Annotated in this window: 19 protein-coding genes; 7 read left to right on the top strand and 12 right to left on the bottom strand. The window is 58.7% G+C overall.

Going from position 1 to position 19,382, the window contains the following annotated elements; all coding sequences use genetic code 11:
• Nucleotides 1-105 precede the first annotated feature (105 nt).
• The 4 genes from glpD to EJD88_RS16090 form a co-directional block, all read right to left on the bottom strand.
• Nucleotides 106-1,644 carry a glycerol-3-phosphate dehydrogenase gene (gene glpD, locus EJD88_RS16075; RefSeq protein ID WP_158878451.1) on the bottom strand — a complete coding sequence of 513 codons (1,539 nt, stop codon included), beginning with the start codon at nt 1,642-1,644 and terminating at the stop codon, nt 106-108.
• 265 nt (nt 1,645-1,909) lie between these two features.
• Nucleotides 1,910-2,665 carry a DeoR/GlpR family transcriptional regulator gene (locus EJD88_RS16080; RefSeq protein ID WP_017526345.1) on the bottom strand — a complete coding sequence of 252 codons (756 nt, stop codon included), beginning with the start codon at nt 2,663-2,665 and terminating at the stop codon, nt 1,910-1,912.
• An 83-nt stretch (nt 2,666-2,748) separates the two neighbouring features.
• Entirely contained in the window at nt 2,749-4,254 is a 1,506-nt protein-coding gene (gene glpK, locus EJD88_RS16085; RefSeq protein ID WP_017137034.1) for a glycerol kinase GlpK, read from the bottom strand.
• A gap of 81 nt (nt 4,255-4,335) precedes the next feature.
• Nucleotides 4,336-5,190 carry an MIP/aquaporin family protein gene (locus EJD88_RS16090; RefSeq protein WP_099583493.1) on the bottom strand — a complete coding sequence of 285 codons (855 nt, stop codon included), beginning with the start codon at nt 5,188-5,190 and terminating at the stop codon, nt 4,336-4,338.
• A 327-nt stretch (nt 5,191-5,517) separates the two neighbouring features.
• On the opposite strand from EJD88_RS16090, the gene ybaK reads away from it, so the two are divergent.
• Nucleotides 5,518-5,988: a Cys-tRNA(Pro) deacylase gene (ybaK, locus tag EJD88_RS16095; RefSeq protein WP_158878452.1), complete on the top strand. Its 471-nt coding sequence runs from the start codon at nt 5,518-5,520 to the stop codon at nt 5,986-5,988.
• Nucleotides 5,989-6,055: 67 nt separating this feature from the next.
• Here ybaK and EJD88_RS16100 read toward each other — a convergent pair whose 3' ends face one another.
• Nucleotides 6,056-7,162 (bottom strand): ABC transporter ATP-binding protein, encoded by a 1,107-nt coding sequence (locus EJD88_RS16100; RefSeq protein WP_099583491.1) that lies wholly within the window; start codon nt 7,160-7,162, stop codon nt 6,056-6,058.
• Nucleotides 7,159-8,079, bottom strand: a complete 921-nt coding sequence (gene argF, locus EJD88_RS16105) for an ornithine carbamoyltransferase (protein ID WP_158878453.1) — start codon at nt 8,077-8,079, stop codon at nt 7,159-7,161. Before argF ends, EJD88_RS16100 begins: the two co-directional genes overlap by 4 nt.
• A 433-nt stretch (nt 8,080-8,512) precedes the next feature.
• Between argF and EJD88_RS16110 the strand changes: the two genes are divergently transcribed.
• Both EJD88_RS16110 and grxD read left to right on the top strand, forming a co-directional pair.
• Nucleotides 8,513-10,621 carry a molybdopterin oxidoreductase family protein gene (locus tag EJD88_RS16110; protein ID WP_158878454.1) on the top strand — a complete coding sequence of 703 codons (2,109 nt, stop codon included), beginning with the start codon at nt 8,513-8,515 and terminating at the stop codon, nt 10,619-10,621.
• Nucleotides 10,622-10,698: 77 nt separating this feature from the next.
• Nucleotides 10,699-11,037 (top strand): Grx4 family monothiol glutaredoxin, encoded by a 339-nt coding sequence (gene grxD, locus EJD88_RS16115; RefSeq protein WP_158878455.1) that lies wholly within the window; start codon nt 10,699-10,701, stop codon nt 11,035-11,037.
• Between the two features lie 67 nt (nt 11,038-11,104).
• On the opposite strand, the gene bfr is transcribed toward grxD, so the two are convergent.
• Nucleotides 11,105-11,575, bottom strand: coding sequence for a bacterioferritin (bfr, locus tag EJD88_RS16120; protein ID WP_017526353.1), 471 nt, complete (start codon nt 11,573-11,575; stop codon nt 11,105-11,107).
• Nucleotides 11,576-11,776: 201 nt separating this feature from the next.
• Nucleotides 11,777-11,995, bottom strand: coding sequence for a bacterioferritin-associated ferredoxin (locus tag EJD88_RS16125; protein WP_010564137.1), 219 nt, complete (start codon nt 11,993-11,995; stop codon nt 11,777-11,779).
• Nucleotides 11,996-12,239: 244 nt separating this feature from the next.
• Here EJD88_RS16125 and EJD88_RS16130 point away from each other — a divergent pair, with 244 nt between their 5' ends.
• A complete protein-coding gene (locus EJD88_RS16130; protein WP_003172097.1) occupies nt 12,240-12,842 on the top strand; it encodes a peroxiredoxin in 603 nt (200 codons plus the stop codon).
• A gap of 140 nt (nt 12,843-12,982) precedes the next feature.
• On the opposite strand, the gene rnt is transcribed toward EJD88_RS16130, so the two are convergent.
• The gene (gene rnt / locus EJD88_RS16135; protein WP_032891788.1) at nt 12,983-13,654 is read right to left on the bottom strand and encodes a ribonuclease T; all 672 of its coding nucleotides are present in this window, start codon (nt 13,652-13,654) and stop codon (nt 12,983-12,985) included.
• Nucleotides 13,651-14,697 carry a dihydroorotase gene (gene pyrC / locus EJD88_RS16140; RefSeq protein ID WP_158878456.1) on the bottom strand — a complete coding sequence of 349 codons (1,047 nt, stop codon included), beginning with the start codon at nt 14,695-14,697 and terminating at the stop codon, nt 13,651-13,653. Before pyrC ends, rnt begins: the two co-directional genes overlap by 4 nt.
• A gap of 156 nt (nt 14,698-14,853) precedes the next feature.
• Between pyrC and EJD88_RS16145 the strand changes: the two genes are divergently transcribed.
• The 3 genes from EJD88_RS16145 (at nt 14,854) to EJD88_RS16155 (ending at nt 18,361) form a co-directional block, all read left to right on the top strand.
• A complete protein-coding gene (locus EJD88_RS16145; RefSeq protein WP_158878457.1) occupies nt 14,854-15,762 on the top strand; it encodes an OmpA family protein in 909 nt (302 codons plus the stop codon).
• 129 nt (nt 15,763-15,891) lie between these two features.
• The gene (locus EJD88_RS16150; RefSeq protein WP_049709749.1) at nt 15,892-17,109 is read left to right on the top strand and encodes an argininosuccinate synthase; all 1,218 of its coding nucleotides are present in this window, start codon (nt 15,892-15,894) and stop codon (nt 17,107-17,109) included.
• 619 nt (nt 17,110-17,728) lie between these two features.
• Complete coding sequence (locus tag EJD88_RS16155) at nt 17,729-18,361, top strand: response regulator transcription factor (protein ID WP_099583485.1); 633 nt, start codon at nt 17,729-17,731, stop codon at nt 18,359-18,361.
• Between the two features lie 81 nt (nt 18,362-18,442).
• Here the strand turns inward: EJD88_RS16155 and EJD88_RS16160 are convergent, their stop codons facing one another.
• Together EJD88_RS16160 and nth are read right to left on the bottom strand one after the other, a co-directional pair.
• Complete coding sequence (locus EJD88_RS16160; protein ID WP_158878458.1) at nt 18,443-18,625, bottom strand: PA3496 family putative envelope integrity protein; 183 nt, start codon at nt 18,623-18,625, stop codon at nt 18,443-18,445.
• Between the two features lie 107 nt (nt 18,626-18,732).
• Nucleotides 18,733-19,371, bottom strand: coding sequence for an endonuclease III (nth, locus tag EJD88_RS16165; protein WP_099583483.1), 639 nt, complete (start codon nt 19,369-19,371; stop codon nt 18,733-18,735).
• Between the last annotated feature and the right edge of the window lie 11 nt (nt 19,372-19,382).

Raw genomic sequence — 19,382 nt, forward strand, 5'->3', positions numbered from 1 at the left:
CAAACCGACTAGGCCGGGGTGTCGCGTTCGGAAAACCGAATGATCTGGCCAGCATAAAAAAGCCCCTGGGCCTCACGGCGCAGGGGCTTTTGTACGATGCGTCTGTCAGGCCGCCTGGGTCTTGCTGCGGTTCTGCTCAACCTGGGACAGATAGCGTTGCAGGTTGTCCTGCTCTTGCGGGGTGGTGAACAGGCCAAGCTTGGTGCGGCGCCACAGCACGTCCTGCGGTTGGGTCACCCATTCTTCAGCACACAGGTAGTCGACTTCGCGGGTATACAGGCCACCACCCAGGTGGTCGCCGAGGTCGGCCAGCGATTGCACGCCCTCCAGCAGGCGCCAGCTGCGGCTGCCGTAGGTGGTGGACCAGCGGCGTGCGATTTCGCTTGGCACCCAGTCGAATTTGCTACGAATCGCTTCGGCCAGCGCTTCTGGCGTGGTCATGTGTTCGCCGCCCGGCAGGCTGGCCTTGGCGGTCCAGCTCGGGCGCATCTGGGTGAAGTACGGGGCCAATTGCGCCATCGCCGACTCGGCAAGCTTGCGATAGGTGGTCAGCTTGCCGCCAAACACCGACAGGATCGGCGCCTCGCCCGAACCACCAGACAGTGACAAGGTGTAGTCGCGGGTGATGGCCGATGGGTTATCCGACTCGTCGTTGCACAGCGGACGCACGCCTGAGTAGGTGTGGACGATGTCATCGCGGCTCAGTTGCTTCTTGAAGTGTGCGTTGACCACCTTGAGCATGTAGTCGGTTTCACCTTCGGTGATCGCCACTTTCGCCGGGTCGCCGGTGTATTCGCGGTCAGTGGTGCCGATGATGGTCAGGTGGTTCAGGTACGGAATGGTAAAAACGATGCGTTGGTCTTCGTTCTGCAGGATGTGCGCGTGGGCGCCCTCGTACAGTTTCGGCACGATCAGGTGGCTGCCCTGGATCAGGCGGATGCCGTAGGGCGAATCCAGCTTCAGGTCGTCCTTGATGAATTTGGCGACCCACGGGCCAGCGGCGTTCACCAGCGCGCGGGCGCGGATCGAGAAGAGGCTGCCATCGGCGCGTTCCATGTTCATGTCCCACATGCCGTTGCTGCGGTGTGCGCTGATGCAACGGGTCTGGGTGTGGATGTGCGCGCCTTTTTCACGGGCGGCCATGGCGTTGAGTACGACCAGGCGGGCGTCATCGACCCAGCAGTCGGAATACTCGAAACCCTTGGTGATTTCGCTTTTCAACGGGCTGTCGGCGCCGAACTTGAGGCTTTTGGAGCCGGCGAGCTTTTCACGCTTGCCCAGGTGGTCGTACAGGAACAGGCCTGCGCGGATCATCCACGCCGGGCGCAGATGCGGGCGGTGCGGCAATACAAAGCGCATCTGCTTGACGATGTGCGGGGCCTTGGCCAGCAGCACTTCACGTTCGGCCAGCGCTTCACGCACCAGGCGGAATTCGTAATGCTCCAGGTAGCGCAGGCCACCGTGGATCAGCTTGCTGCTGGCGGAGGAGGTGTGGCTGGCCAGGTCGTCCTTTTCGCAAAGGAACACCGACAAACCGCGACCGGCTGCGTCCGCTGCTATGCCGACGCCGTTGATCCCGCCGCCGATCACGGCAACGTCATAGATTTCGGCAAGCGGTGGGGCAGGCAAGGTGGAAGGGTTCATCGGCTGGCCTCGCGATTTTTTCGTCTTTGAATTCGAACATAAATGTTCATTTGCGAAAATGGTAGCTGATAAACGCGGGCACAGCCACCCGACTTTGATTGAAAAAACTCATCAAAGGGTAGGGAAAGGAAGAATTGTGAACATGATTCTTGGAGGGTGGGTGTCGGATAGATCGCAATCGGGGGCAAGCCCCCTCCCACATTTTGATCGGTGTGCACATTCAAAGGGGGGAGGGGGCTTGCCCCCGATGGCGGTGTTGCAGGCGCTACACGACTTCCAGCCGAACCTTATGCTCATTGAGCAACTGCACCAACGCCGGCACCGGCTGCTGGTCGGTCACCAAACAGTCCACCAGGCTGATCGGCCCCAGGCGAATCATGGCGTTGCGCCCGAATTTGCTGGAGTCGGCCGCCAGGATCACCTGGCGCGCATTGGCGATGATTGCTTGGGAAACCCTGACTTCCTGGTAATCGAAATCCAGCAGGCTGCCGTCTTCATCAATGCCGCTGATACCGACCAAGGCAAAATCGACCTTGAACTGGTTGATGAAGTCCACGCTGGCCTGGCCCACCACGCCGCCGTCACGCCTTACGTTACCGCCGGTCAGCAGCACGTCGAAGTCATCCTTGGCGCTGAGCATGGTGGCGACGTTGAGGTTGTTGGTGATGATTTTCAGGTGGTTGTGATTGAGCAGCGCACGGGCGATGGACTCGGTCGTGGTGCCGATATTGATGAACAGCGAGGCGTGATCGGGGATTTGCGCGGCGATGGCTTCGCCGATGCGCTGTTTCTCGTCGCGCATCTGGTCGGCACGCATGGCGTACGCGGTGTTTTCAACGCTGGAGTCATAGGCTGCGCCGCCGTGGTAGCGGCGCAGCAGATTGGCGTCCGCCAGCTGGTTGATATCGCGGCGGATGGTTTGCGGGGTGACAACGAACAACTGCGCCATTTCCTCGATACTCACGTAGCCGCGTTCGCGGACCAGTTCGAGGATTTGTTGTTGGCGGGGAGGCAGATTCATGGGGCGTCCTTTGGGCTGCCATACAAAAGTGGCCCATGATGACGCAGGAATCTGCTCCCGACCAGTTACAACCGGCGCTTGGCTTATTCGGCGCCTTCGTGCGGTTCCCAATCGCGGGTGCGGCTGACGGCTTTTTGCCATCCGGCGTAGAGTTTCTCTTTGGCCGCTTCATCCAGCTGTGGTTCGAATTCGCGCTCGATCACCGCCTTGCCACGCAACTCGTCCAGGCTGCCCCAGAAACCACAGGCCAGGCCTGCCAGGTAGGCGGCGCCCAATGCCGTGGTCTCGCGCATTTGCGGGCGCTCGACCTGGGTGCCGAGGATGTCGGCCTGGAACTGCATCAGGAAGTTGTTGGCGACCGCGCCGCCGTCCACACGCAGGGCTTTGAGGCGTTCGCCGGAGTCCTGCTGCATGGCGTCGAGAACGTCGCGGGTCTGGTAGGCAATCGACTCCAGGGCTGCACGAATAATGTGATCAACACGTACGCCACGGGTCAGGCCGAACAGCGCGCCACGGGCGTAGGGGTCCCAGTACGGAGCGCCCAGGCCGGTGAAGGCTGGGACCAGATACACACCATTGCTGTCCTTGACCTTGCCGGCGAAGTATTCGGTGTCGGTGGCGTCGGCGATGATCTTCAGTTCATCGCGCAGCCACTGCACGGTGGAACCACCGTTGAAGACCGCGCCTTCCAGGGCGTAAGCCACTTCGCCACGCGGGCCGCAGGCGATGGTGGTCAACATGCCGTGCTTGGATTTCACCGCTTTGTCGCCGGTGTTCATCAGCAGGAAGCAGCCGGTGCCGTAGGTGTTCTTGGCCTGGCCGGCTTCCACGCACATCTGGCCGAACAGCGCCGCTTGCTGGTCACCGGCAATACCGCCAATGGCAATGCCGCTTTTGGTGCGGCCATAGATTTCCGAGGAGGATTTCACTTCCGGCAGCATTTCGCGCGGAACGTCGAGGATCTCCAGCATCTTCGCGTCCCACTCCAACGTGTGGATGTTGAAGAGCATGGTGCGTGACGCGTTGGTGTAATCGGTGACGTGGGTCTTGCCGCCGGTAAATTTCCAGATCAGCCAGCTGTCCACGGTGCCGAACAGCAGCTCGCCGTTGCGTGCGCGCTCGCGGCTGCCTTCGACGTTATCGAGGATCCACTTGAGCTTGGTGCCGGAGAAGTACGGGTCGGTGACCAGGCCGGTGGTGTCGCTGATGTACTGTTCGTGGCCGTCACGCTTGAGCTGCTGGCAGATCTCGGTGCTGCGGCGACATTGCCAGACGATGGCGTTGTAGATCGGGCGGCCGGTGATTTTGTCCCACACCACGGTGGTTTCACGCTGGTTAGTGATACCGATGGCGGCGACCTGGTCATGGTGCAGACCAGCCTGGGCCAGGGCTTCGACCATGACCGCGCTCTGGGTGGCGAAGATTTCCATCGGATCGTGTTCGACCCAGCCAGCTTGCGGGTAGTGCTGAGCGAATTCACGCTGGGCGGTGCAGACCACGTTAGCGTCACGATCAAAGATGATCGCCCGCGAACTGGTGGTGCCCTGATCAAGGGCAATGATGTAGTTCTTATTCTGAATGTCGGTCATGTCGATTGCCTTGGACGAGAAATAAGGGAGTGGATCAACAGCCTGGGCCACTAAAAGGGCAGTAGGGACCAGGCGGTGTTATCAGGAAATACGGGTTTCGCCAGTGACGGCGGTGTCTTGGGTTTCAGCTACAGCAGGTGCGGCGCTCGGCAGATGACGGGCAATCAGCCCGCGATAGGCCGCAGCACCCAGGCATGCGCCGACAATCGGCGCGAAAACGGGTACGAGGAAGTAAGGAATATCGCGCCCGCCAGTAAAGGCCATTTCACCCCAACCCGCGAAAAAGGTCATCAGCTTGGGCCCGAAATCCCGCGCCGGGTTCATCGCAAAGCCGGTCAACGGCCCCATGGCACTGCCAATCACTGCAATCAGCAGGCCGATCAGCAGCGGAGCCAACGGGCCGCGTGGCAAGCCATTGTTGTCATCGGTCAGGGCCATGATCACGCCCATCAGGATGGCGGTGATGACCATTTCCACCAGGAACGCCTGTGCAGTACTCAGCAGGGCATGTGGATACGTGGAGAACACTGAGGCCAATTCCAGGCTGGCCTGGGTACCGCGCACCAGATGGTGGGTTTGTTCGTAATCGAAAAACAGATTGCTGTAGAGCGTGTACACCAGCGCAGCGGAGCAGAACGCGCCGGCCACTTGGGCAAGGATATAGAAAGGCAGTTTGCGCTTTTCGAAATCGGCGAAAAGGCACAGGGCGATGCTGACGGCTGGATTGAGGTGAGCCCCGGAAATACCGGCGCTCAGGTAGATCGCCATGCTGACGCCGATCCCCCAGATAATGCTGATTTCCCACAGACCAAAGCTGGCACCCGCGACCTTGAGCGCAGCGACACATCCTGTACCGAAGAAGATCAGAAGCGCAGTCCCCAGGAATTCGGCCATGCATTGGCTCGAAAGTGAAGGCTGTTGAAGAGCAGTTGTCATGGAAAACCTCGATTGTTGTTCTTGTCTGGCGCACCGCCTCAACGGACGGTTGCGCGATTTTCACCGTGACGAGGATCCCCATCCAAGGCACGGCTTACTGCTGGAGCGCTGTAGGAATATTCGTACAGTGTTCGTAAGCGAAAAAATATAGACAAGAATGACCGCTGTCAAAGGTCGAAAGTGAACGGTCAGTCACTTTCTAACTATGGGTTTGATGAATGATCATGCTTGCTCCACGGACTATCGGCTGGAGAGAGGTGCGCACTAGAGCGTTTTACGTGGGCTTGGCCTAGAATTGGCCATCTGTTAGCCACCGCCGGAGACGTCATGACCCCCGCATTGGATTTGTTGAAAAAAGTTCGCGCCGAACATCGCATCCACAGTTATGAACACGATCCCAAGGCCGCTTCCTATGGTCTGGAAGCCGCAGAGAAATTGAGCCTAGACCCGGCGCAAGTGTTCAAGACCTTATTAGCCAGCAGTGAAAAGGGCGAATTATTGGTGGCGGTGGTGCCGGTCGTCGGAAGTCTGGACTTGAAAGCCTTGGCGCAGGCGGCGGGGGTGAAAAAAGTAGAAATGGCCGACCCGGCTGCGGCCCAGCGTTCTACCGGCTACCTGTTGGGAGGCATCAGCCCGCTGGGGCAGAAGAAGCGTCTGCGCACATTTATCGATGTGACGGCGCCGCCGTTTGCAACGATTTTTGTCAGTGCGGGCAGAAGGGGGCTGGAGGTGGAGCTGTCGGCGCAGGTGCTGGCTGAACACACCCAGGCCAAGTTCGCGCCGATTGGCAGGGAGTAATCTCAGGCTCCGGTGAACTCCAATGTGGGAGGGGGCAAGCTCCCTCCCACATGTGTTCTCTGTGTTTTCAGGTCGGGCTGTGGCGTCGTACGCCGGATTCGGCTTGAGGGATCTGCGCGGCAACGCTGCCCGAGGCCTGAAACAGCACCAGATGTTCAGCCGCCACGCGAATCCCCACATCCGCCCCTACCTGATGATCGGCATGGCTGGGGAAAATCGATTCCAGTTGCGCGCCAGTCGGCAGTTGCAAGCGGTACAAGGTCGATGCGCCGAGGAACGTCTTGCCGACGATCCGTGCTTTCAACGCGCTGTCCGGCGCATAGACGATGTCATCCGGGCGCAGCAGCACATCCACCGCGCCGCCGGTCGGCCAGGTGTAGGCGCGATTGCCGCGCAGGTCACCCAGTTCGGTGCTGACGGATTCGGGCGAGCTCAGTTGGCCACGAATGAAATAACCCTGGCCGATAAAACTCGCGACGTAAGGTGTCTGCGGTTCGTGGTAGAGGTTGTAGGGCGTGTCCCACTGCTCCAGCCGGCCTTCCTTGAACACACCCACTTGATCGCTGACGGCGAAGGCTTCTTCCTGATCATGGGTGACCAGGATCGCACTGGTGCCGCGTGCCTTGAGGATGTCGCGCACCTCATGGCTGAGCTTGCGCCGCAGTTCGCCATCGAGGTTGGAGAAGGGTTCGTCCAGCAGCAGCAGTTGCGGCTCCGGGGCGAGGGCGCGGGCGAGGGCGACACGTTGCTGCTGGCCGCCGGACAGTTCGTGGGGGAAGCGCTTGCCTAGGTTCTTCAGGTTGACCAGCTCCAGCAGCTCGGCGACTACGCGGTCCTTTTGCGGATGCTTGCGGATACCGAACGCGATGTTGTCGGCCACGCTGAGGTGGGGAAACAGCGCGTAGTCCTGAAACACCATACCGATGCGACGTTTCTCCGGTGCCAGGGTAAAACCGGCACTGGAGATCACTTCGCCCGCCAGGCTGATTTCGCCTTCGTGCACTGGCTCAAAGCCTGCAATGGCACGCAAGGTGGTGGTTTTGCCGCAGCCCGAGGAACCGAGCAGGCAACCGATATCACCCGCGTTGAGGTGCAGATTGAGGTTCTGCACCACCCGTTGATCTTGATAGCCGCATGCCAGATTGCGCAGGTTCAGCAGAAGGGGCTGGCTCATGCGTGGTGGTACGACGGTGGGACGAGGAATTCGAGCAGGGCCTTCTGGGCGTGCAGACGGTTTTCGGCCTGGTCCCAGGCGACCGAACGCTCATCGTCAAGCAGGTCGAGGCTGATTTCTTCACCCCGGTGGGCGGGCAGGCAGTGCATGAACAGCACATCCGGCGCAGCCAGGTCGAGCAACGCACGGTTCACCTGGAACGGTGCGAACAGGGCCAGGCGCTTGGTGGTTTCGTCTTCCTGGCCCATGGAGGTCCAGACGTCGGTGCTGACCAGATGCGCGCCGAGTACGGCTTCACGTGGGTCGCGCACGAGGGTGACGCGATCGCCAGCCAGCGCCAGGAAGCGCGCATCCGGCTCGTAGCCTTCCGGGCAGGCAATGCGCAACTGGAAGTCGAACTGAATCGCCGCTTCTATATAGCTGTTGCACATGTTGTTGCCGTCGCCGATCCAGGCCACGGTTTTGCCTTGGATCGAGCCGCGATGTTCCAGGAACGTCTGCATGTCAGCCAGCAACTGGCAGGGGTGCAGGTCATCGGACAGGCCGTTGATCACCGGAACCCGTGAGTTGGCGGAAAATTCGGTAACGGTGCTATGGGCAAATGTGCGGATCATCACCGCATCGAGCATGCGCGACATGACACGGGCGCTGTCGGCGACTGGTTCGCCACGGCCCAATTGAGTGTCGCGCGAGGACAGAAAGATAGCTTGGCCACCCAACTGGATCATGCCGGCTTCAAAGGACACACGGGTGCGGGTCGACGACTTCTCGAAAATCATGCCGAGAACGCGGTTTTTCAAAGGCTCGAACAGTACGCCGCGGTTACGCAGGTCTTTAAGCTCAATGCCTCGACGGATCACGCTGACCAGCTCTTCGGGCGTGCAATCCATCAGGGAGAGAAAGTGCCTTGCGCTCATCATTAACTACCTTTTTGCAACAGACCGCAGATACTCAAAGCCTTGTTTATTGTGACAACGGGCGAGACCTGCGGCGAAAGCCGCACGGGGCGACGAAATAGGGGAAGGCGCGATATTGACATTAAATGTCGCGTCTTACCAATAGGGCTACGTTTTTAGGGGTGTTCAAGAAGGGCGCGAGAGCGCTTTTGAAGACGAATTCCTGACAGCAGCGGGCCATTTGTACACTGGCGTCGCAACCTTTTGCAATGCGCGGGGGCGGGCTTGGATCAGGCTGGGTCGGTTTCGGAGGCTGTGGGCGGGGTTTCGTAACATTTGCTCATGCTTGGTCATGGCTTGGCCTGATGGCCGGCGATTCACGGGACGAACGATGCTGGCGCCCGTCATGGTCGCGGCCCATAGTCAGATCAAAGCCCCTATAAAGAGACTGGCCATGACCAAGACTCTCCACCACCGTGCTTGCCATCTGTGTGAAGCCATTTGTGGCCTGACCCTGGAAACCACCCAAGCCGAAGACGGCAGCCTGGCGATCACCTCGATCAAGGGCGACGCGCTGGACACGTTCAGTCGGGGTCACATCTGCCCCAAGGCGGTGGCGTTGCAGGATATTCAGAATGACCCGGACCGCCTCCACCAGCCCATGTTGCGGGTGGGCAGCGAATGGCAGCCGATCCCGTGGGACGAGGCCTTTGCGCTTGTAGCCGAGCGGCTGGCCGGCATCCAGGCCCGCCACGGGCAGAATGCGGTGGCGGTGTATCAGGGCAACCCCAGTGTGCACAACTATGGGCTGATGACCCACAGCAACTACTTCCTCGGCTTGCTCAAGACGCGCAATCGGTTTTCCGCGACCTCGGTGGATCAGTTGCCCCATCACCTCACCAGCCACCTGATGTACGGCCATGGTTTGCTGCTGCCGATCCCGGACATCGACCATACCGACTTTATGTTGATCCTGGGCGGCAACCCGCTGGCGTCCAACGGCAGCATCATGACGGTGCCGGATGTGGAGAAGCGCCTCAAGGCCATTCAGGCCAGGGGCGGCAAAGTCGTGGTGGTTGACCCTCGGCGCAGTGAGACGGCGGCCATGGCTGACCAGCACCTGTTCGTACGGCCGGGCGGCGATGCGGCGCTGTTGTTTGGCGTGCTCAACACCTTGTTTACTGAGGGCCTGACACGCACCAGCCATTTACCGGTGGAAGGTCTTGAGGACGTACGCCGTGCGATCGCTGGGTTTACTGCCGAGGCCATGAGCCGCCAGTGTGCGGTGCCCGCCGAGCAGATCCGCCAATTGGCGCGGGACTTTGCCGCCGCGGACAAGGCCGTGTGTTACGGGCGCATGGGCGTGTCGACCCAGGCGTTTGGCACGCTGTGCCATTGGTTGGTGCAATTGATCAACTTGGTCACCGGCAATCTGGACCGGGTCGGCGGCGCTTTGTGCACCTCACCTGCGGTGGACCTGGTGGCGTCGACCGGTGGCGGGCATTTCAACCGCTGGCAGAGCCGGGTTTCCGGGCGTCCGGAGTACGGTGGCGAGTTGCCGGTGTCAGCCCTGGCTGAAGAAATGCTTACCGAAGGCGAAGGACAGATCCGCGCACTCATCACCGTGGCGGGCAATCCGGTGCTGTCGACGCCCAATGGTCGCCAGTTGGAGCAGGCGCTGGACGGGTTGGAGTTCATGGTCAGCGTCGACCTCTACATCAACGAAACGACGCGCTATGCCGATCTGATCCTGCCGTCCACCTCCGCGCTGGAAAACGATCACTACGACACCACCTTCAACATGTTTGCGGTGCGTAACGTCACCCGTTTCAACCGCGCGATCCTGCCCAAGCCTGCTGGGGCGTTGCATGACTGGGAAATTTTCGTCGGCCTGGCCACGGCCTTTGCGGCGCAGACAGGGGCGGTGCTTAAACCGACGATGCCGCCGGCCAAGATGATCGACTTTGGACTACGTGCCGGGGCGTACGGTGATGGGTCCAGTCGTAAGCTGTCGGTGGCGATGCTGGCCGATCATCCCCATGGTGTGGATTTGGGGCCTTTGCAGCCCAATCTCGCTGCGCGACTGAAAACTGCAGATGGCACGGTGCAGGCTGCGCCAGCGGTGATTCTTGCTGACCTGGCGCGCTTCGCAGCGCAGCCGCTGCCTGGGCCTGGCGAACTGCTGCTGATCGGCCGTCGGCATGTGCGCAGCAATAATTCCTGGATGCATAACTATCATCGCCTGGTGAAGGGCAAGCCCCGGCATCAATTGTTGATGCATCCCGATGATCTGGTCAGCCGGCAACTGAGTAACGGTCAGCGGGTGCGCGTGAGTTCGCGCATCGGCATGATCGAGGTGCAAGTGCTGGCCAGCCTGGAGATGATGCCCGGTGTCGTCAGCCTGCCACATGGCTGGGGCCATGGCCGACCAGGCGTGCAGATGAGCATTGCCAGTGCGCAACCGGGGGCGAGTGCGAATGATTTGACCGACGAACGGCAGTTGGATGAGTTATCGGGCAACGCTGCGCTCAATGGGGTTCCGGTCCAGGTAGCAGCCGCCTGAGCACCCGGCTGGAATTTTGCGTTACAATGCGCCACCGTGCCGACCTGTGAGTCGCAAAGTTCCAGCCGAGGTGTTCCATGGATATCATCGAAACGATCAAAGAGCAGATTGCCAACAACACCATTCTGCTTTACATGAAGGGCGCTCCGAACGCTCCTCAGTGCGGTTTCTCCGCGAAGGCGTCCCAGGCTGTGATGGCGTGCGGCGAGAAGTTCGCTTATGTGGATATCCTGCAAAACCCTGAAATCCGCGCCAACCTGCCAAAGTACGCCAACTGGCCGACCTTCCCGCAACTGTGGGTAGCCGGTGAGCTGGTTGGCGGTAGCGATATCATCACTGAAATGGCAGCTGATGGTTCGTTGCAGGCGCTGATCAAAGAAGCAGCGGCAAACGCAGCGGCCAAGACCGACGCCTGATTTGCCTGCAATAAAAAGCCCCGCTTCTCGTGAGAGAACGGGGCTTTTTTACGCCTGCGAGAGCGGGTTATTCACCCATCTGCGATTGCAGGTAATTTTCCAGGGTGACCTTGTCGATCAGGCCCAGTTGGGTTTCCAGCCAGTCGATGTGCTCTTCCTGGTCTTCCAGGATATCTTCCAGCAGTTCGCGGCTGCCAAAGTCGCCCTGGGCTTCGCAGTGAGCGATGGCGGCCTTGAGGTCGCTGTGGCTCTTGCGTTCAAAACCAAGGTCGCTGCCGATCATTTCCTGGGTGTGCTCGCCGATGTTCAGCTTCCCCAGGTCCTGCACGTTCGGCAGGCCTTCGAGGAACAGGATGCGCTTGATCAGCGCGTCTGCGTCCTTCATCGCCTTGATGGATTCTTTGTATTCGCGCTTGCCGAGCTTTTCCAGGCCCCAGTCGTCATACATGCGCGCATGCAGGAAGTACTGATTGATCGCGACCAGTTCATTGGCAAGGATTTTGTTGAGTTGCTGGATGACTGAGATGTCGCCTTTCATGACTGGGGTCCTGCCCTGTAATAGCTGTATATAGGGCGGAGTTTGAGCGGCGAAAACCCTAGTGTCAAACCTAAGTTATTGAATAATAAATGAAAATTAATCGGAATAAGAATGTTTGTGTTCCGCGTCTTGACGCTAACTAATTGAATTACGGGCATAAAAAAACCGGACACTAAGTCCGGTTCTTTAAAACACGCTGTTTTAAGCGTGTGTAAATTCTGCTGAGTAAGGGAGCGCGGCCTGGGCTGTCTGCAGCTGCGTCAGGGTTTCCCGAACCACTTGCTTGGCGAGGCAAGCACATTTGCCACATTGGCTGGCAACGCCGGTGGTTTCGCGCACTTCCTTGTAGCTGCAGCAACCTTCATAGATTGCTTCGCGGATTTGTCCGTCGGTGACGCCAGTACACAGGCACACATACATAAGGGAGAACCGTCGCGGGTTAAGGCTTAAGTGCGATGGATCTTAATGTTAACGAGAATGATTGTCAAAGTAGATTCTGTCTTTCTCTGGTCAGAATGATTACCCGCTGACGAACGGTTTTTTCCCGAGCCGTGTATGATGGTCGGTCTTCACGAAGCGTGATTCCGTCACAGCGTTGTCGTTTACCCACGACACACTGGAAGGGATCCTTTTACTTCAAGTCACCCCCCTCAGGAGATACCCAATGAGCGTACTCGTCGGCAAACAAGCCCCGGATTTCGACGTACCAGCCGTCCTCGGCAATGGCGAAATCGTAGACAGCTTCAAGCTGTCTGAAGCCATCAAAGGCAAATACGGCCTGGTGTTCTTCTACCCGTTGGACTTCACCTTCGTCTGCCCTTCGGAGCTGATCGCTCTGGACCACCGCATGGACGATTTCAAGGCGCGTAACGTTGAAGTGGTTGCTGTTTCCATCGACTCCCATTTCACCCACAACGCCTGGCGCAACACCGCCATCAACGATGGCGGCATCGGCAAAGTCAAATACACCATGGCTGCTGACATGAAGCACGACATCGCCAAGGCCTACGACGTTGAGTCTGAAGGCGGCGTTGCCTTCCGTGGCGCGTTCCTGATCGACGACAAGGGCGTTGTTCGCTCGCAGATCATCAACGACCTGCCGCTGGGCCGTAACATGGAAGAGCTGATCCGCCTGGTTGACGCGCTGCAATTCCACGAAGAGCACGGCGAAGTTTGCCCAGCCAACTGGAAGAAAGGCGACAAAGGCATGAACGCTTCGCCAGAAGGCGTTGCGGCTTACCTGACCGAGAACGCTGGCAAGCTGTAAGCCAGATTCGCGGCGAAAAAAAACCGGCCTGTGAGGGCCGGTTTTTTTATGTGCGGGTTTTGACCTGTAGTTGTGGTGAGCGAGCAAGCTCGCTCACCACAACAAGCCCGGCTAGCCATGAAAGCCCGTTCGAGTCAGCCTCAGTCGCCGAAGTCTTCCCAACCGCCCATTTGTTTCCAGCGGTTGACGATGCCGCAGAACAGATCAGCGGTCTTCTCGGTGTCGTAGCGCGCCGAGTGGGCTTCGCGACCGTCGAAGTCGATACCGGCGGCCTGGCACGCCTTGGCCAGTACGGTCTGGCCATAAGCCAGGCCAGCCAGGGTGGCGGTGTCGAAGCTGGAGAACGGATGAAACGGGTTGCGCTTCATGTCCAGGCGCGCCACGGCAGCATTCAGGAAGCCCAGGTCGAAGCTGCTGTTATGCCCCACCAGGATCGCACGCTTGCAGCCATTGGCCTTCAATGCCTTGCGAACGCCACGGAAAATGTCGGTCAGTGCCGCTTCTTCGCTGACGGCCATGCGCAAGGGGTGATCCAGCTTGATCCCGGTGAACTCCAGGGCTGCCGCTTCGATGTTGGCACCTTCAAACGGCTCGACGCGGAAGAAATGGGTGTGTTCTGGATAAACGAAGCCCTGTTCATCCATGCCGATGGTCGTCGCGGCAATTTCCAGCAGCGCATCGGTGGCGCAATTGAAGCCGCCGGTTTCTACGTCGATAACGACAGGCAGGTAGCCGCGGAAACGTTCGGCCATCGGGTGGCGTGAACCACCGCCACCGTGTTCCTGGTCGTCATCGTAATGGTCTTCACTCACTTGCTTTCCTCCAGCAGGCGCCAGCGCAGTGTTTCACCGGCGCGCAGCGGGATAACGGTCAGCTCGCCAAATGGCAGGCTGGCAGGGGCGGTCCAGTCTTCCCGGACCAGGGTGATGCGGTCGGTATTCGCCGGCAGGCCATAGAAACGTGGGCCGTTGAGGCTGGCGAAACCTTCGAGTTTATCCAGAGCATTGCGTTGTTCGAACGCTTCGGCGTACAGCTCGATGGCGGCATAGGCGGTGTAGCAACCGGCACAGCCACACGCGGCTTCCTTGGCGTGCTGGGCGTGGGGCGCCGAGTCAGTGCCGAGGAAGAACTTCGGGTTCCCGCTGGTCGCGGCATCCAGCAGCGCCACCTGGTGGGTATTGCGCTTGAGGATCGGCAGGCAATAGAAGTGCGGCCGAATCCCGCCCACCAGCATATGGTTGCGGTTATAGAGCAGGTGATGCGCGGTGATGGTTGCGCCGACGTTGGCCGAGGCCTCGTTGACGAACTGCACGGCATCGGCCGTGGTGATGTGCTCGAACACCACCTTGAGGGTCGGGAACAACTCGACCACGCGGCGCATGTGCTCGTCGATGAAGACCTTCTCGCGATCGAACACGTCCACGTCGCCACGGGTGACTTCACCGTGGATCAGCAGCGGCATGCCGACTTCGGCCATGGCTTCGATGGCGGGCAGGATCTTGTCGATGCTGGTCACGCCGGAATCGGAGTTGGTGGTCGCGCCAGCCGGGTACAGCTTGGCGGCGTGTACATAACCGCTGGCCTTGGCCTCGCGAATTTCTTCGGGCTGGGTGCGGTCGGTGAGGTAGAGCACCATCAATGGTTCGAAGCGGCTGCCGGCCGGTCGTGCAGCGAGGATACGCTGGCGATAGGCATCGGCTTCAGCGGCGTTACGCACCGGTGGTACCAGGTTAGGCATGATGATGGCGCGGCCAAACGTGCGCGCTACATCGGCCACGGTTTGGGGCAACGCAGCACCATCGCGAAGATGAATATGCCAGTCGTCGGGACGCAGCAGGGTCAGGCGGTCAGACATTGGGGATTCCAGGCGGGTCAATCTGGTGGGAATGCTACCGGAAAAGACTCTTGCAGGCACTCGCTATCAAGTTTTGCAGGATGCATCCGATAGCCTTTCGTATGCCTTATCGATGTATGACGCTTTGAAGTGTTGTAGAAACCAGTGGAGCCTCCCGTGCGCCAGCATTATCTAGCCCTGCTCAGTGTGTTCGCCAGCCTGCCTGCAATGGCCCTCACGTTCCAGACACGTCTGGAGAATATTGAGTGGAAGGTGGAGGGTGACAAGTTCGAGTGCCGCCTGACCCAACCGATCACCGATTTCGGTTCGGGTGAGTTCGTGCGCCGGGCCGGTGAGCAGGCGACATTCCGCCTGAAGGCCTATAACGGCTCGCTGGGTTCAGGATCCGCCACCTTGTTGGCCGCTGCGGCGCCGTGGCAGCCTGGTCGTGGCGATATCAATCTCGGCGCCGTGCGCGCAGGCAGTGGCGATGTGCTGTTCAACAGCTCCCAGGCCCAGGCCGGGCGCCTGTTCAATGGTTTGCTCGATGGCCGTTCACCCACCGTGCGTCACTACGGGCGCGAGGGCGGCTATTCAGAGATTCGCCTGCTGCCGGTGAAATTCAACAAGGCCTACAGTGACTATCAGCTGTGCACGGCCAAGTTGCTGCCGATGAATTACGATCAGGTCAAGCAGACCGAAGTCGGTTTTCCCGGCGGTGGTATCGAGCTGGACGCGGCGGCCAAGCAGAAGCTGGCGGTGATTCTCGAATTCCTGAAAGCGGACCCTACCGTCAACCACATCGAATTGAACGGTCACTCGGACAACAGCGGCAATCGCCTGAGCAATCGCGATGTATCACGGCGTCGTGCACTGGCGGTGATGGACTACTTCAAGGCCAATGGCATCCAGGAATCCCAGATCACCCTGCGCTTCCATGGCGAGAGCTATCCTTTGGCACCGAATACAAATGCCGCCAACCGGGCGCGCAACCGCCGGGTGAATATTCAGCTTGAGCGGGTGGCTGCCCCCGAGAAACCGGCGCCTCAGGCTGCTGTGCCGAGCAACCCCGCGCACACTTCTTAAGGGGCGGCCGTCGGTCGCGCCCTCGACATAATCTGTCGCTTTATCTTCATTTGCTGTCGCGCCCCTGTAATTTCACGGTTTTGGTCGGTAGAATCGACGCCTTTCCGTACAACCCCGTGGAGTGATGGCATGGCCGACGTAAACAAGGTCGTTCTCGCGTATTCCGGCGGCCTGGACACTTCGGTGATCCTCAAGTGGCTGCAGGATACTTATAACTGTGAAGTGGTGACCTTCACCGCTGACCTGGGTCAGGGCGAAGAGGTCGAACCAGCACGTGCCAAGGCGCAAGCCATGGGCGTGAAAGAGATCTACATTGACGACCTGCGCGAAGAATTCGTCCGCGATTTCGTCTTCCCGATGTTTCGCGCCAACACCGTCTACGAAGGCGAGTACCTGCTGGGTACCTCCATCGCACGCCCGCTGATCGCCAAGCGCCTGATCGAAATCGCCAACGAAACCGGCGCCGACGCCATTTCCCATGGCGCCACCGGCAAGGGCAACGACCAGGTGCGTTTCGAACTGGGTGCCTACGCACTCAAGCCTGGCGTGAAAGTGATTGCCCCTTGGCGTGAATGGGATTTGCTCTCCCGTGAAAAGCTGATGGATTACGCTGAAAAGCACGCAATCCCGATCGAGCGTCATGGCAAGAAGAAATCCCCGTACTCGATGGACGCCAACCTGCTGCACATCTCCTATGAAGGCGGCGTGCTGGAAGACACCTGGACCGAGCACGAAGAAGACATGTGGAAGTGGACCGTCTCCCCGGAGAACGCTCCAGACAAGGCGCAATACCTGGAACTGACCTACCGCAACGGCGACATCGTCGCACTGGACGGCGTCGAAATGACTCCGGCCACCGTGCTGGCGACCCTGAACCGTATCGGTGGCGAACACGGCATTGGCCGTCTCGACATCGTCGAGAACCGCTACGTGGGCATGAAGTCCCGTGGCTGCTACGAGACACCAGGTGGCACCATCATGCTGCGCGCTCACCGCGCCATCGAGTCCATCACCTTGGACCGCGAAGTGGCTCACCTCAAAGACGAGTTGATGCCCAAGTACGCCAGCCTGATCTACACCGGCTACTGGTGGAGCCCAGAGCGTCTGATGCTGCAACAGATGATCGACGCCTCCCAGGCCCACGTGAATGGCGTTGTGCGCCTGAAGCTGTACAAGGGCAATGTGATCGTTACCGGTCGCAAGTCCGATGACTCGCTGTTCGACGCCAACATCGCCACCTTCGAAGAAGATGGCGGCGCCTATAACCAGGCGGATGCAGCAGGCTTTATCAAGTTGAACGCATTGCGCATGCGCATCGCTGCCAACAAAGGCCGCTCGTTGTTCTGAGGGCTTAGCCGGTTGTGAAGAGTGGCCCCTTGTTTTCAAGGGGCCATTTTTTTGCCCAGGATTTTAAATAAGTCGGTGTTGTTCAAGATTGTTTAAACCCAGTGTTCAAACTTTTCGGAAACTCGACTCTTGATTGCCGTGCGTTATCTGCGTTTTTTGTAGGGAGGAATGAATTTTTTACATATGTGTAGGAACCAGTCTTACAGATAATTCACTCATGTAGTTACGGGAGTATGTAAAAGACACATGGGTCTGTAGGAAATAAGGATGTAAATAAATATGTTAAATGGAGCTGAAACTGTTGATTTTTTTACCCCTGCCCGCGCCTCTGCAGTCGATGTGCAAGAGGCATTTGCTGATAGCGGTGTGCAGCATGGTTACTTGGTGTCGGGGTTCCTAGGGAGATTTCGCTCAAAATATGAAAAATGCCGGAAAGGTCTGAAAGGCTCTATAAAACTGGAAACATCCAAGTCTGCGTTTTTTTGTAGGGCATTTCCTTTATCGCTGTGGGGTGGGTCTCTGCTTGCTCTTGCCTGGGGGGGAGCGCTATGCCAACTAGCAAACGACTAGGCTATTGTGCTTGCTCTAAATAATTCGAACAGCGAAATTGGACTTTCTCATGAATAAAGTGCTGATCGTGGATGATCATCCCGTCATTCGTCTTGCTGTGCGTATGCTAATGGAACGCCATGGTTATGAGGTCGTTGCCGAGACCGATAACGGTGTCGATGCGTTGCAACTTGCACGGGAGCATATGCCGGACATTGTCATACTGGATATTGGGATTCCCAAACTCGATGGCCTGGAAGTTATTTGCCGGCTGTCATCTACCAAGCAAGCAATACCGTTCAAGGTGCTCGTGCTCACCTCGCAGGCCCCTGGTCATTTTTCCATGCGTTGCATGCAGGCCGGTGCTGCCGGCTATGTGTGCAAGCAACAGGACCTGACCGAGCTGCTGAGTGCGATCAAGGCAGTGTTGTCGGGCTACAGCTACTTTCCGAACCAGGCACTCAACTCGGTACGCTCTACCATGGGCAATGCCAGCGAGGCCGATATGGTCGAGCGTTTGTCGGGTCGCGAAATGATGGTGTTGCAGCAATTGGCCCGGGGTAGAACCAACAAGGAGATCGCCGACGGAATGTTCCTCAGCAACAAGACGGTCAGCACCTATAAGACTCGCCTGCTGCTCAAGCTCAATGCTCGTTCCCTCGTGGACCTGATCGAGCTCGCCCAGCGTAATGGCTTGGTATAGAGGGGGGCAGCCTGCACATAGTCCGGGACCGTCGGCATAAAAAAGCCTCCGTCAGGGAGGCTTCCGGCCGTCTAGCGCTCCTCAGAGATCGAAGTCGTAGTCGGACAGTTGTTTTTGCAAGCGTCGTTCTTCCAGAAGATTGTCGATAGTACGGCGTTTGCTCAGATTGGTCTTGGCCACCTCAGCCACAGGGGGTTGCGCGTCATCGTCATCCGACTCAACGAGGTCGTCTTCCACATCCAACTGTTCTTTGTCAGTGCTCATAACGTTAACTCCGGAGTAAGACTGCCGTTGGCGCTCCTTATAACGATAATCCATGGACGGGTAAAAAAGATTTTTTCAATCGATTGATCGAGAAAACCAATGAGCTCTCAATCGTCCGATGTCTTTTCCTTGTATTCGCACAGGTCTTCGATGCGGCAGCTGCCGCAGCGTGGCTTGCGGGCCTGGCAAACGTAACGCCCGTGCAGGATCAGCCAGTGGTGGGAGTCGAGCAGGTAAGGCTTGGGCACAAATTTCATCAACTGCTTTTCCACCTCAACCACGTTCTTGCCGCGCGCAATGCCGGTTCGATTGCTGACCCGGAAAATGTGGGTGTCCACGGCCATTGTCAGTTGTCGGAATGCGGTATTGAGCACCACGTTCGCGGTTTTGCGTCCCACGCCCGGCAGGGCTTCCAAGGCTTCGCGGGTTCGTGGCACTTCGCTGCCATGCAGTTCCACCAATAGGCGGCATGTCTCGATGACATTCTTGGCCTTGCTGTTGTACAGGCCTATGGTCTTGATGTACTCCGACAACCCGTCCACACCCAGGGCATAGATTGCCTCTGGTGTGTTTGCCACGGGATACAGCTTGGCCGTGGCCTTGTTGACGCCAACGTCCGTAGACTGGGCCGACAGTATCACCGCAATCAGCAACTCGAACGGCGAGGAGTAGGCCAGTTCGGTCTTGGGTTCCGGATTGTCTTCGTGAAACCTGCGGAAAATTTCCAGGCGTTTTGCGGCGTTCATCGGGCTTAGGA

It is taken from the genome of Pseudomonas sp. PB105, assembly GCF_009764655.1.
Lineage (GTDB): Bacteria > Pseudomonadota > Gammaproteobacteria > Pseudomonadales > Pseudomonadaceae > Aquipseudomonas > Aquipseudomonas cyclaminis.

Excerpts from the sequence above, each read along its gene's own strand:
- EJD88_RS16155 (WP_099583485.1), top strand. The coding sequence starts at position 17,729 with ATGAATAAAGTGCTGATCGTGGATGATCATCCCGTCATTCGTCTTGCT.
- EJD88_RS16125 (WP_010564137.1), bottom strand. The coding sequence starts at position 11,995 with ATGTATGTGTGCCTGTGTACTGGCGTCACCGACGGACAAATCCGCGAA.
- glpK (WP_017137034.1), bottom strand. The coding sequence starts at position 4,254 with ATGACCGACATTCAGAATAAGAACTACATCATTGCCCTTGATCAGGGC.
- pyrC (WP_158878456.1), bottom strand. The coding sequence starts at position 14,697 with ATGTCTGACCGCCTGACCCTGCTGCGTCCCGACGACTGGCATATTCAT.
- grxD (WP_158878455.1), top strand. The coding sequence starts at position 10,699 with ATGGATATCATCGAAACGATCAAAGAGCAGATTGCCAACAACACCATT.
- bfr (WP_017526353.1), bottom strand. The coding sequence starts at position 11,575 with ATGAAAGGCGACATCTCAGTCATCCAGCAACTCAACAAAATCCTTGCC.
- argF (WP_158878453.1), bottom strand. The coding sequence starts at position 8,079 with ATGAGCGCAAGGCACTTTCTCTCCCTGATGGATTGCACGCCCGAAGAG.
- ybaK (WP_158878452.1), top strand. The coding sequence starts at position 5,518 with ATGACCCCCGCATTGGATTTGTTGAAAAAAGTTCGCGCCGAACATCGC.
- EJD88_RS16110 (WP_158878454.1), top strand. The coding sequence starts at position 8,513 with ATGACCAAGACTCTCCACCACCGTGCTTGCCATCTGTGTGAAGCCATT.
- EJD88_RS16080 (WP_017526345.1), bottom strand. The coding sequence starts at position 2,665 with ATGAATCTGCCTCCCCGCCAACAACAAATCCTCGAACTGGTCCGCGAA.
- EJD88_RS16150 (WP_049709749.1), top strand. The coding sequence starts at position 15,892 with ATGGCCGACGTAAACAAGGTCGTTCTCGCGTATTCCGGCGGCCTGGAC.
- glpD (WP_158878451.1), bottom strand. The coding sequence starts at position 1,644 with ATGAACCCTTCCACCTTGCCTGCCCCACCGCTTGCCGAAATCTATGAC.
- nth (WP_099583483.1), bottom strand. The coding sequence starts at position 19,371 with ATGAACGCCGCAAAACGCCTGGAAATTTTCCGCAGGTTTCACGAAGAC.
- EJD88_RS16100 (WP_099583491.1), bottom strand. The coding sequence starts at position 7,162 with ATGAGCCAGCCCCTTCTGCTGAACCTGCGCAATCTGGCATGCGGCTAT.
- EJD88_RS16130 (WP_003172097.1), top strand. The coding sequence starts at position 12,240 with ATGAGCGTACTCGTCGGCAAACAAGCCCCGGATTTCGACGTACCAGCC.
- EJD88_RS16090 (WP_099583493.1), bottom strand. The coding sequence starts at position 5,190 with ATGACAACTGCTCTTCAACAGCCTTCACTTTCGAGCCAATGCATGGCC.
- EJD88_RS16160 (WP_158878458.1), bottom strand. The coding sequence starts at position 18,625 with ATGAGCACTGACAAAGAACAGTTGGATGTGGAAGACGACCTCGTTGAG.